This window comes from Dactylosporangium sp. NPDC050588, from assembly GCF_040654975.1.
Taxonomy (GTDB): Bacteria; Actinomycetota; Actinomycetes; order Mycobacteriales; family Micromonosporaceae; genus Dactylosporangium; species Dactylosporangium maewongense.
The window spans coordinates 1-12,002 of the sequence record NZ_JBFAJA010000133.1; the positions used below are offsets into that span (position 1 = coordinate 1).

The following is a 12,002-nucleotide window of genomic DNA, read 5'->3' on the forward strand; positions in this document are numbered from 1 at the left end:
GGCTGGGACGTCCGGGTGCCCCGCCGCCTGCAGGAGCTGCGCCTGGAGATCTCGAAGGTCTCCGGCGACCTCGCCCAGGACCTGGGCCGCTCCCCCACGGTCGCGGACCTCGCCGCCCGCCTCAACGTCAGCGAGGAGGAGATCATCGAGGGCCTGGACTGCGGGCAGGCGTACCGCGCGCTGTCGCTGGACGCCCCCGCCGGCGACAGCACGGACGCCGGCGCCAACGGCCTCGGCGACCTGCTCGGCGGCGAGGACCCCGACATGGTCAACGTCGAGAACCGCGAGGCCCTGCGCCCCATCCTGGCCAAGCTGCCCGAGCGCGAGCAGAAGATCATCGCGATGCGGTTCCACGGCAATCTGACCCAGTCGCAGATCGCTGCCCAGCTCGGAATCTCCCAGATGCACGTGTCCCGCCTCCTCGCGGGCGCGTTGCGCACCCTCCGGTCCGAGCTGACCGCGCTCGCCGAGTAACCGTCACCGTCCGCAAGCATCCGCGGCCCGGAGGAATGCAATGTCGCACCCTCCGGGCCGCTCGCACTGCACAGACGCCGGTCAATGCCCCACAATGCCGGAATTGGGCCGAAAAACGGGATCGGACGCTGAATGCGTCGCGATCGCTAGCAACGTACCCCGCCGGCCTCGGCCGCTCCCCGGACCCGACTCCTCCGAGGGCTTCGACGGTCCCGGCGCCGGGACGACCGCGACGGACACCCCGGCCCGCCGATGCGATCCACCCCGAACGGATCAGGCTCGGGACGGACGGCCCGGCCCGCCGATGCGATCCACCCGGAACGCATCAGGCTCGGGACGGACAGGTCCGGCGCGCCGATGCGGTCCGCTGGGAGCGGATCAGGCCCGGGACGTGTCGTGACCGCTCTCGGCCGACGGCGCGGCATCAGCCGACGCCGCGGGGGCGGCCGACCGTGCGGGCTCGGTCGGGGCGGATGACGGGGTCTGGACCGGGACGATCGCGGAGGGCTCCGCGGTGCGCTTGGAGCGGACCTCGCCGGCGAGCAGGACGAGCCAGATCGCGCCGTTGGTGCCGCCGATGACCCAGTCCTCGGTCATGATCGTCGGTACGGCGGCGGCCGCGGCCACGGTGAACCAGGTCGCGGGGTGGCGGACGCCGGGGCGGCGCAGGACGACCGCCTGCCAGAGCCCGCGCAGGGCGTGCCAGAGCAGCAGCGCCACGCCGACGAGGAAGCCGATCGCGCCTAGGACGCCGCCGCGGCGGAAGGCGCCGACCGCGGCGTTGTCGGTGTTCAGGTCGCGGCGGGGGCCTTCCTTGGGGGCGCCGTCGTCGACCCGGTGGACGACGGCCCGCGAGGTGCGGGCGTCGCCGAACGTCTTCTCGGCCCAGCCGGCGTGCTTCCAGTCGACCCAGACCTGGCGCCACGTGTCGGTGCGCCCGCTGGTGACGTCGTTGCCGCCGTCGGTGAACCGGTCGCGGAGCAGGAAGTCGCTGCCGCCGCCGATGGTGAAGACGGCCACCAGCACCAGGAACGGCATCGCGACCGCCACCAGCGCGGGCCGCCCCCAGCGGTCCAGGTCGCCGCCCTGCCCGTCCTGCCCGCCGATCGTGGTCTCGCTCCGGCGCTGCTCAGAATGCTGGGAATCGGCGGCGTGGCCGGTCCGGCCACCAGGGCTCTTCCGGCCCGTCCAGTGGCGGAGCAGTACCACAGCCGCAAACGCAAACGCGGCGGCTGTGGCGAACACAAATCCGGTGCGGGAGTCGCTGATCGAGAGGACCAGGGCGGCGACGACGGCGACGCCGACCCGCTGCCAGGCGGCGAACGCCCGGTCGAGCCCGACCCGCACGGCGGCGATCACCACGAGGCCGGCGAGGGAGTTCGGGTGGTAGAAGAGGCCGGGGCCGCCCCAGAAGCGGTTGCGCATCATACGGGCCGAGGCGCTGTCGGGGATGGCGTGCAGCTCGTCGAAGAGGCTGCCGGCGCCGAAGTAGAGCAGCGCGCCGATGCCGACGAGGATCGCCGCGGCCATGCCGACGCTGAGGTCGCGGTGCCGGTCGCCGGCAGGGTCACGGTCGGGGTCGCCGTCGCGGTCCCGCCGGGTCGTGGCGACGACGGCCAGGACCGCGAGGGTGAAGACGCCGAGGTACGCCAGCCGCTGCGCCGCCACGGTGAGGTGGCCGGCGCGCAGGACGAACAGGGCGCCCAGCACGCCGAAGACCCAGTAGGACAGGCCGAGCCAGGCGCCGCCGAGGCCCGGCAGCTCCCGCAGGGTGCGCAGCCACGGCCGGCCCCAGACGGCGAAGACGACGACCTCGACGAACAGCACGGCCCAGATGACGATCGGGTGCTGGGTGGACGTCCAGGTGAGGATGCCGGCGAGCGTGAAGAGCCCGCCGAGGACCGCGCCGCGCAGCGTGATGCCGCGCAGGCTGGCCGCGAGGCCGATGACGCCGAGCGCGATGACCGCGGCGGCGAAGGCCTCCGCCGACTCGCTGACGCTGCCGGTGCGGCCGTGCTCCAGGATCGCCGCGAGGACCGCCAGGACGACGGCGACGGCGCCCGCGGGGATCGCGGTGCGCCTGCTCATCGGGCGCTGGCCTGCAGCTGCTTCTTGCCCTTGCGCCGGCTGCGGCTCAGGAAGAAGTCGCGCACGACCCGCCGCGGCCCGGCGGGGACCAGCCAGACCTGCAGGAAGGTCACGTAGTCGGTCATGCTGGGCTTGCCGTGCCGGCGGGCCTCGCCGAGCAGGTCGAAGAAGACCCGGGGGCTGCGGCTGGCGGCGGCCATCGAGCCGACGACGCTCATCGCGAGCGCCGCGTAGGCGCGGGGCGTGACCCGCGGGCGGGTCTCGCGCAGCCAGACCAGCGACTGCTTCCACGGTGCGTCGAAGCTGATCCTGGGGCGGTTCTCGTCGGCGTACCAGATGACGAGGGGCTCCTCGGCGTAGATCAGGTCGACGCCTTCCTCCTGCAGGCTGCGCAGCGTCCAGTCGAGCTCCTGCAGGCGGCGCAGCCCGTCGGCGAACGGCACCTTCCGCAGCAGCGCCGTCGGCGCCATGATCGTGGAGGTCTGGATGAACCCGTCGCCGTGGAAGAGTCCGTGCCGCACGGCCAGGTATTCGCTGATCGGCTCGCCGGGCGCCGGGACGCGGCGCGGCATGATCAGCTCGGCGCGCGGGGTGCGCATGTAGAGCCGGCTGCCCACGATCGGCAGCGGCACCCCGGACGCCTTCGCCCGGGACAGCTGGGTTTCCAGCTTCTCAGGGAGCCACTCGTCGTCGTCGTCGAGGAACGCGACCCACTCGGCGGCGGCGACGTCGACGCCGTGGTTGCGCGCCGCCGGCGCCCCACCGGACGTCTCCCGCTCGACCCAGCGGACCCGCTCGTCGCCGATCTCGCGAAGGGCCGCGACTGTCGCGGCGTCGGGTCCGTCGATGATGACGACGACCTCGATCTCCCGCAGCGTCTGGTCCAGTGCGCTGCGCACGGCCCGGACCACCAGCTCGGGCCTGTTGCGCGTCGGAATGACGACGCTCACCACGGGTGTTTGCACGATGACCAATCCGTCTCGGCGATCCTTAAGGGTTCGCTGGCGTAGCGTACACGAGCTGCACTTTTGTCGGATACTTCGCGGCGAGCGCGCGCGCTGCCTCGATGTTCGACGGTGCCGCCGGATCACCGAAGGCTACCGGCAGCGGCTGTCCGGCGCGCACCGCGGGGCGGCTCGGGTGATCCGTATCCACAACGAGCAGGCTGGCCGCCGGGTCGTGCAGGAAGAACCGGACCGGCACCGGGCTGTCGGCGACGAGACGGTCGAGGTCGGCCATCGTGCCGCCTTTGCCGCCGGGGTACAGCAGTCCGGACCATCCGGGGAAGTTCCGGTACTGGCCCTGCAGGGCGGCGGCACCGAGCGTGCCGGACCAGTTACGCCAGGGCGTGCTCATGAGGTTGACGTTCATCGCGCCGCCGCCGTCGGGGAACATCCTGGCGATCAGCAGCGCGTCGCGGGCCGCCTCCGGGGAGCCACGGTCCTTGCCGAGCGCCAGCTTCACGCCCGGCGCGACCGGCGTCGTGTGCCACTTGCCGCCGGCGACCACCATGAGCAGCACGACGGGCACGGCGACGGCGGCGGTGGCCTTGAAGCGGAGCCTGGCGAGCCCGCCGAGGGTGCACAGCGCGACGACGATCAGCAGGTGCAGGAGCTTGTCGAAGTAGTAGACCGTCCTGCCGAGGGTGGCCGTCTGGTACGCGCCGAGCCCGGCCGCCATCAGGCCGGCGGTAGCGAGCGCGAACCCGGCGGCGCGCAACCGTGGGCTGCGCAGCGCCAGGACGCCGACCGCGGCGAGCGCCACGAGCAGCGCCGTGGCGGGCCGGTCGACGACCCGGGCGGTGCCGTTGAGCAGCAGCTGGCCGCCGCTGGAGGCGCGCGCCGCGGTCAGCGGGCCGATCGCGGCGAGCCCGGCGACGGCGACCGCGACCAGCCACGCCCACCAGAACCGCCACAGCCGGGCGCGGACGGCCCACAGGGCGGCGACGATCCCCGCGTAGGGCAGGAACAGCGAGTAGGTGAACGAGACGCCGACCAGCAGCAGCGCGACCGTCGCGGTCTGCTCGCCGCGGCGGGTCAGGGGGCGGGCGACGACCGCGGTGAGGACGGCGGCGCAGGTGAGGCCGGCGAGCTCGTTGGGGTAGCCGCGGGACAGGACGGTCACCGGGTCGCCGAGGACCAGCCAGGCGGCGGCGAGCGCGAGGACCGGCAGGAGGCGGGCGGGGCTCGCGCCCGGGCCGGCGATGCGGCGGGCGGCCCACAGCACGGCGAGGGCGAGCAGCAGGTACGTGCCGACGAGCAGCCACACCATGACGTCGACGGCGGTCGCGGGCGCGGCGTTGTGCCCCGACGAGCGCACGAAGCGGTCCAGGACGGCGTAGCTGAAGTGCAGGCCCTGGGGGTAGTTGGCGATGCCGGTCAGCTCGGCGTCGGGCACGAACGGGCGCAGCGCCTCCGGCCGCATGAACAGGTAGCCGCCGGTGCGGCCGATGACGTCGAACAGCAGGTAGTGGCGGGCGATGTCCTCGCCGGCGAGCGGGAGGCCGAGGCGGCCGCCGAGGTCGCGGACGACGTAGGGGACGAGGGCCACCAGCGACACCGCGGCGACGGCTACGGCGAGGAGTGCGTCTTTGCGCATCGGGGGCATTTCGGGCACCCGGCCCGTGGCCGCCGCGATCAGTACCAGCACCGACAACGCCGTGCCGGCGATCAATGTCGGGTGCAGATGGCCGGGCCACAGTGTGATCGCGATCCCGAAGACGCAGGCCGCGCCGAACAGCTGGCTCCCGGCCGTCACGACCCGGTCCAGGAGGCTCGTCGTGCCCCGCTGGATCGCCACGGCGCCCGCCAGGACCAGCACCGGAAGCACGAAGTCCAGATGCAGCTGGTGGGTCGCGAGCGGGACGAGCCAGGCGAGCGCCAGTGCCACCACCGTTTTGCGGATCACCAACACGCTCCGTATCGATCGGGGGCACCGGCGATGCAACGTCGCCGACGGGAGGTGACGATATCGCGTCGTCCAGGTACGGTGCAGAAGGCTTCCGGGGCCGGCCTTCATGACGGAAGGTGATTGCCGAATACGGGGAGTGGCGGGGAGTTGACGAAGGGCGTGGCGCGGCGGAAGGGTCGCGGCCGGCGGGATCCACTGTGGGCGCGGATCCTCGTGATCGCCGGTGCGCTCCTGATGATCGTCTCGGGCACGACGTTCGTGCTCAAGGACGCCGTCTTCGGCTATGCGACCCGCAGCGTCAACAAGGAAGACCTGCTGCCGTCCGACCAGGGCAAGCACGCGTCGGTCAACGGGGCGAAGAACATCCTGCTGATCGGCATCGACCCGCGGCCCAACCAGGACCCGACGGAGCCGATCCGCTCCGACTCGATCCTGATCCTGCACATCCCGGCCAGCCACGACATGGCGTTCCTGATCTCCATCCCGCGTGACACGTGGGTCGCGATCCCGAAGTACAGCAACGGCAAGCGCACCTACAACGGCGGCAAGTCGAAGATCAACGGCGCGTTCGCCGAGGGCGGCTACGGCCTCACCGGCAAGGACGCGCGCAAGCACGGCACGACGCTGCTCGCCGCCACGATCAAGCAGAACTGGGGCGTCACGTTCGACGCGGCGGCGATCGTCGACTTCGTCGGCTTCCAGGACGTCGTGCGGGTCCTCGGCGGCGTCGACATGTATGTCGACCAGCGCACCGTCTCCGTCCACATCGGCCACGACGCCAAGGGCAACACGAAGGTCCCGTTCGAGCAGAAGGACGGCCCCAACGGCGGCACCGTCCTGATCCCGATCAAGGGCGTCACGCCGAAGGTGTACGAGGTGGGCTACCAGCACCTGGCCGCCTGGGAGGCGCTCGACTTCGTCCGCCAGCGCGAGACCCTCCCGAAGAGTGACTACGACCGCCAGCGCCACCAGCAGCAGTTCATCAAGGCGCTGCTGAAGAAGATCGCCAGCAAAGAGGTCATCGGCAACCCGAGCACCCTCAACAAGGTCCTCGAGGTCATCGGCCGCGCCATGACCATCGACACCGGCAGCATCGGCCTCGACGACTGGATCTTCGCGATGCGCAGCATCGACGGCGACCGCATGCTGACCCTGAAGACCAACGACGGCGGCTTCCACGCCTCCCCGGAGAACCCTGGCGCCGAGGCCCTCGACCAGACCACCCTGGACCTGCTGAGCGCCGTGCGCACCAAGACCGTGCCGGCCTTCGTCGCCGCCAACCCGAGCATCGTCAGCTCCAGCAGCTGACCACCGCACCGCCGGCCGACACACACGACGCCGCCGCATCCACCGGCCTGGCGCCCATCGGCGTGGCGACTACCGGCGTGGCGACTACCGGCGTGGCGGCCATCGACCTGACGCCCACCGGCGTGACGGCCATCGGCGCGGCGACTACCGGCGTGGTGATCCAAGGACCGGACTGGTCGTCATGACGGCCGGAACCGTCCTTAGATCACGCCAGCACAGCGCCGGCCGAGCGGGACCAGACGCCGGCAGAGCACGCCGGAGCCGAGACCGAGACCGACCGGAACGCTCCCGAGCAGCCAACCCTGCCCCGGCCTGCGGGCGGGCCACCCCCTGCGACATCCGCCCGACCCCGCACCCAGCAACACGCTGATCCAAAGACCGAAACGGCCGCCCTGACGACCCGAACCATCCCTGGATCACGCCAGCACAGCGCCGGCCAAGCGGGACCAGACGCCGGCAGAGCACGCCAGAGCGGAGACCGAGACCGACCGGAACGCTCCCGAGCAGCCAACCCTGCCCCGGCCTGCGGGCGGGCCACCCCCTGCGACATCCGCCCGACCCCGCACCCAGCAACACGCTGATCCAAAGACCGAAACGGCCGCCATGACGACCCGAACCATCCCTGGATCACGCCGGCACAGCGCCGGCCGAGCGGGACCAGACGCCGGCGGATTGCGCCGGAGCGCGGGCCGAGGCCGACCGGAACGCGTCCGAGCAGGCGGCCCTGCGCCGGCGGGCGGGACACCTCGCTGCGGCACCCGCCGGCCTGACCGGCCATCGGTGTGGTGATCCAAGGACCGGACTGGTCGTCATGGCGACCGGAACCGTCCTTCGATCAAACCGCCCGAAGGTCCGGGTTGTCCGCGGAGTGATGGCTGTGGCTGAACGCCGGCGGGGTTCACTGGCTGCGGATGATGACGTAGGCGACGTCGCCCTGGCGGTGGACCTGCCAGGTGGGGAAAGCGTAGAACTCGCAGGGGTGGATCGGTTTGACGCAGACCATGGCGTCGACGGTGGTGTTCGACGCGGCGGGCAGGTTCGGCTGGAGGGACTGCAGGGACACGATCTCGGTGCCGGGCAGCAGGATCCACCAGGGGTACTCCCAGGTGTTGTAACCCTGCACGAGGCCGACCCGGCGGGCTCCCGAGGCGCGGACCGCGGCGGCGGCCCACTCGTAGTCGCGCTGCCACTGCGGCTCGCGGATGAAGCGCTGCTCCATCTGGGAGGTGGTGAAGATCGAGCCGTGGCCGACGAGGCGGCGGGGCCAGCCGTAGGCGGCCGCGAAACCGCCCGCCGCGACCCCGGCTGCGAGCGCGCCGGTCGTCATCCAGGTCGCGACCCGGCGGCCGGTGAGCCCCGCGAAGCGACCGCCGCCGGTGAGAGTTCCGACGCGACCGCCGCCGGCGTGACCGTCGGCAGGGCTGGTGAGGCTCGCGAAGCGACCGCCGCCGGTCGGAGCTCCGGCACGACCGCCGGCGAAGCCGGTGAGGCTCGCGATCCAGAGGCCGGCGAGCGGCGCGCCGAGGACGATCAGGAAGACGATGAGCCGGTTGCCCCAGGGCTGCCACTTCACGGTGATGACGTAGGCGAGCAGCGCCAGCCAGAACACGCCGGCATACAGCCTGGTTCCCTTGCGGAAGGCCAGCAGCAGCGCGCCGAGCAGGATCAGCACGCCCTGTGCGGGCAGCGACACGCGGTCCTCGTCCGGCGGCCACGACATGTACGGGTACTTCTCGTTCCAGTACGTGATGTCCCGGGCCTGCGGGTCGACGCCGAGGACGCCGGCGATCCCGATGATGCCGGTGGCCAACGCGTCGTTGAGCGGGCCGATCGGGGTCTGGAGCGCCGTTTCCGCGATGCGCAGGGCGTTCACGAGGACCGAGGCCGGGTCGTGCCGCTGCATGGAGATCGACTCGCGCAGGTGCGCCGGGCCGAGCGGGTTGTCGTAGGTCTGCTGTACCCGTAGCAGCGAGGGCCCCGCGAACAGCAGCATCAGCGCGCCCGTCGCCAGGGCCGCGACCAGGCCGCGCCACCACCGCAGGCGCAGCTGCGCGCCGACCCAGACGAGGAGCAGCAGCCCGGCGCCGAGCAGGCCGGTCGCCTTCGTCAGCAGGGTCAGCCCGGCGGCGGTGCCGATGAGCAGGGTGTCGAGCGCGCCGGAGCGGGCCCGCAGGCCGTCGAGGGTGAAGGTGGCGACGCAGGCGACCCACAGCGCGACCACCAGGTCGGTCTGGGTGCTGGTCGCCTCCAGCACGACCATCGGGGTGGTGCCGACGATGAGCGCGGTGATCAGCTGCGCCCGGGTGCCGCCGCCGACCTGGCCGGCGATGCGGGACGCGGCGAGGACGACGCCGACCCCGGCGGCGAGCTGGACCAGGTTGTAGTAGCCGTCGCCGCCGGTGAGCAGGCGCAGGTGCAGCAGCAGGTACTCCGCGCCCGGCGCCATCGCGAGCTGCCGGTCGATGACCGTCGGGTAGAAGTCGACGTCGCCCCGCTGCACCCAGTGCTCGATCTTCGGCAGGTGGTAGGTCTGCGAGTCGTAGTTGTTGGGCGGTGCGACGAGCGCGACGACCAGGTCGAGCAGGAAGAGCACGCCGAGCACGCCGACGATCAGCCGCTCGACCCGCGCGAGGCCGGCCCACCGGTCACGGACGGACCGCCACGAAGTGGCGAATGCTGATATTTCCGGTTTAGCGGGCGCGGAGCGCCTGATAAACCGGAAGCGCCCGAGGAACCCGGAGAGCCCGATAAAACCGGAGAGACCGACAAAACCGGGGAGACCGGTAGCCCCAGGGAGACCGGTAGACCCAGGGAGACCGGTAGACCCAAGGAGACCGGTAGACCCGGAGCGGCGGACGAACCAGAAGCAGCAGGCGGACAGGACCGTGAAGGCGAGCAGCCAGGCCACGATGACAGCGGGCCGGTGCAGGGCGTGCAACGACGACAGCGCCTCGACGGCGAGGCAGGCGGCGCCGCCGGTGAGGACGGCGGACCGCAGCAGCGCGAGCCGCACGCCGCCGCCGAGCCGCACGCCGCCGCCGAGCCGCAGGCACAGGCACGCGACGGCCACGAATGTGAGCAGCGGCACCACGATCACCGGGCCAAGCTACCCGACGACCGCGGCGCCGCCGCAGGGTGAGAAACCTAGAGGCGTTCGACCGCCGCGCCGTGGCAGCGGGCCCGGGTGTCGAAGATGTAGCTCGCGTGCCGCTCGACCATGTCGTAGTCGAAGTCGTCGTGGTCGGTGAGCAGCACGACGGCGTCGGCGGCGGCCAGCTCGGCCGGGGTCAGGTCGACCAGCGTCACGCCGCTGACGTTGCCGGTGTCGCGCTGCGCCGCGTGCGGCTCGACGGCGTGCACCTCGGCGCCCTGCGCGACGAGCAGCTCGGCGACGGCGCGGGCCGGTGACTCGCGCAGGTCGCCGACGTTGCTCTTGTACGCGAGGCCCAGCAACAGGATCCGGCTGCCCCTGATCGGCTTGTACCGGTCGTTGAGGCCGGCGGCGAGGCGCTGCACGACGTAGCGGGGCATGCCCTCGTTGACGTCGTTGGCCAGCTCGATGAACCGGAACCGCTGCCCGACCTCGCGCTTGACCTGCCACGACAGGTACGACGGGTCGATCGGCAGGCAGTGTCCGCCGACGCCGGGGCCGGGGTCGAACGCCATGAACCCGAACGGTTTGGTCGCGGCCGCGCCGATCGCCTCGCGGACGTCGACGCCGAGCTGGTTGGCGACGATGGCGAGCTCGTTGACCAGCGCGATGTTGATGTGGCGGAAGGTGTTCTCGAAGAGTTTCGTCAGCTCGGCCGTCCGCGGCGCGGAGACGGGCACCAGCCGCTGCACGAACCGCTGGTAGAAGCGCGTCGTGGCGGCGAGGGACGCCTCGTCGATGCCGGAGACGAGCTTCGGGGTGTTGTCCAGGTGCCAGGTGGGGTTGCCCGGGTCGATACGTTCGGGGCTGTAGCCGAGGAAGAAGTCGTCGGGCGCGCTGAGCCCGGAGGCGTGCTCCAGCAGCGGCCGCAGGACGGTCTCGGTGGTCCCGGGGTAGGTGGTGGACTCGAGGATGACCGTGCAGCCGGGCCGCAGGTGCGGGGCGAGCTGCAGCGCGGCCTGCTCGATGTGGCTGATGTCGGGCACGCCGTCGGTGAGGGGGGTCGGCACGGTGATCGCGCACGTGTCGAAGCCGGCGGCGTCCGCGTAGTCCTCGGTCGGGTGGTACCGGCCGGTCTCCAGCGCCCACGTGAGCAGGTCGTCCGGGACGTCCTCGACGAAGGAGATGCCGGCACCGAGGGATTTGACCCGGTCGGTGTCGACGTCGAGCCCGACGACGTCGTCGCCCGCCTCGACCGCTCGGATGGCGAGCGGCAGGCCGACGTAGCCCTGCCCGATGATGACTGTTTTGCCCATGATCATCCTAAGGGTGGGAACACTCGACCCGCCGGCCGAAACGAGGCCGACGGGTCGAACGCAGATGCGAGTTGGTGGTGTTGGTTGGTGTCGGTGTCAGGAGGCGCGCCGGCGGCGCATGACGAAGCCGCTGCCGGCCAGTGCGGTGAGGCCGAGCAGGCCCGCCAGCAGGTCGGCGCCCGGGGCGCCGCGGTGCTGCGTGTCGCCGGCGGCGAGGTCGGTGGACTCGGTGGCCGCGCCGGTTGACGAGGCCGTCGAGGACGGGTCGGTCAGGCTGGTCTCGTTGGCCGACAGCCGGAACGGGCTCCAGCCGCCGAAGAACGGGCCGAAGAAGCCGGCCGGCCGGTCGCCGCCGTCCCACTTGTCGCCCCCGCCGTTGTGGCGCACGCCGTTGCCGAGCGGCGTGCCGGCGAAGAAGTCGTCGCCACCGAAGCTGTAGTTGCCGCGCCAGGCGAGCACCCGCACGGTGACGGTCGCCGTCTGCTTGGACTTCTTGCCGGTGACCTTGATGGTGGCGTAGCCGGGCGAGGTGAGCCGGACGTTCGCCTCGAACCTGCCGTCGTCGTCCGTGCGGCGGTCGCCGCTCACCCGGGCGGGGAACGGGCCGTCGAAGCCGCCGGAGTGCCGGGTGACGCGGTACTGGACGCGGATCGAGATCGACTCGCCGGGAAGGAACCGCTTCCCCGCGATGCAGACCACGCCACCGGTGCTCACAGAGGCCGAGCTCACCCTGAGGACCGGCTCGGGAGCCGGATAGGCAGCAGCGGCCGCTGCTCCACCGCCGGGTTCGGCGTGGGCGGCGGTCGGTGCTCCCA

The 12,002-nt window shown here is 72.1% G+C and carries 8 protein-coding genes; 2 read left to right on the top strand and 6 right to left on the bottom strand.

Features of this window, described 5'->3' with window-relative positions; translation table 11 throughout:
• On the top strand, window positions 1–474 hold a 474-nt coding region (locus tag AB0I21_RS53250; protein WP_360573058.1), incomplete at its 5' end, for a sigma-70 family RNA polymerase sigma factor.
• 378 nt (window positions 475–852) lie between these two features.
• Here AB0I21_RS53250 and AB0I21_RS53255 read toward each other — a convergent pair.
• From AB0I21_RS53255 to AB0I21_RS53265, 3 genes are read right to left on the bottom strand one after another with little or no spacing between them, the layout of a single operon-like run.
• On the bottom strand, window positions 853–2,562 hold the full coding sequence (locus tag AB0I21_RS53255) for a hypothetical protein (protein ID WP_360573060.1): 1,710 nt from the start codon (window positions 2,560–2,562) through the stop codon (window positions 853–855).
• On the bottom strand, window positions 2,559–3,527 hold the full coding sequence (locus AB0I21_RS53260; RefSeq protein WP_360573062.1) for a glycosyltransferase family 2 protein: 969 nt from the start codon (window positions 3,525–3,527) through the stop codon (window positions 2,559–2,561). The genes AB0I21_RS53255 and AB0I21_RS53260 overlap by 4 nt, the downstream gene beginning before the upstream one ends.
• 25 nt (window positions 3,528–3,552) lie before the next feature.
• A complete protein-coding gene (locus tag AB0I21_RS53265; RefSeq protein ID WP_360573064.1) occupies window positions 3,553–5,469 on the bottom strand; it encodes a hypothetical protein in 1,917 nt (638 codons plus the stop codon).
• Between the two features lie 150 nt (window positions 5,470–5,619).
• Between AB0I21_RS53265 and AB0I21_RS53270 the strand changes: the two genes are divergently transcribed.
• A complete protein-coding gene (locus AB0I21_RS53270; protein WP_360573066.1) occupies window positions 5,620–6,780 on the top strand; it encodes an LCP family protein in 1,161 nt (386 codons plus the stop codon).
• An 898-nt stretch (window positions 6,781–7,678) separates the two neighbouring features.
• Here the strand turns inward: AB0I21_RS53270 and AB0I21_RS53275 are convergent.
• The 3 genes from AB0I21_RS53275 to AB0I21_RS53285 form a co-directional block, all read right to left on the bottom strand.
• The gene (locus AB0I21_RS53275; RefSeq protein WP_360573068.1) at window positions 7,679–9,877 is read right to left on the bottom strand and encodes a hypothetical protein; all 2,199 of its coding nucleotides are present in this window, start codon (window positions 9,875–9,877) and stop codon (window positions 7,679–7,681) included.
• Window positions 9,878–9,924: 47 nt separating this feature from the next.
• Window positions 9,925–11,187 (bottom strand): nucleotide sugar dehydrogenase, encoded by a 1,263-nt coding sequence (locus AB0I21_RS53280; protein ID WP_360573070.1) that lies wholly within the window; start codon window positions 11,185–11,187, stop codon window positions 9,925–9,927.
• A gap of 96 nt (window positions 11,188–11,283) precedes the next feature.
• Window positions 11,284–11,901: a hypothetical protein gene (locus AB0I21_RS53285; protein WP_360573072.1), complete on the bottom strand. Its 618-nt coding sequence runs from the start codon at window positions 11,899–11,901 to the stop codon at window positions 11,284–11,286.
• Window positions 11,902–12,002: the final 101 nt, after the last annotated feature.

Excerpts from the sequence above, each read along its gene's own strand:
- AB0I21_RS53255 (WP_360573060.1), bottom strand. The coding sequence starts at position 2,562 with ATGAGCAGGCGCACCGCGATCCCCGCGGGCGCCGTCGCCGTCGTCCTG.
- AB0I21_RS53280 (WP_360573070.1), bottom strand. The coding sequence starts at position 11,187 with ATGGGCAAAACAGTCATCATCGGGCAGGGCTACGTCGGCCTGCCGCTC.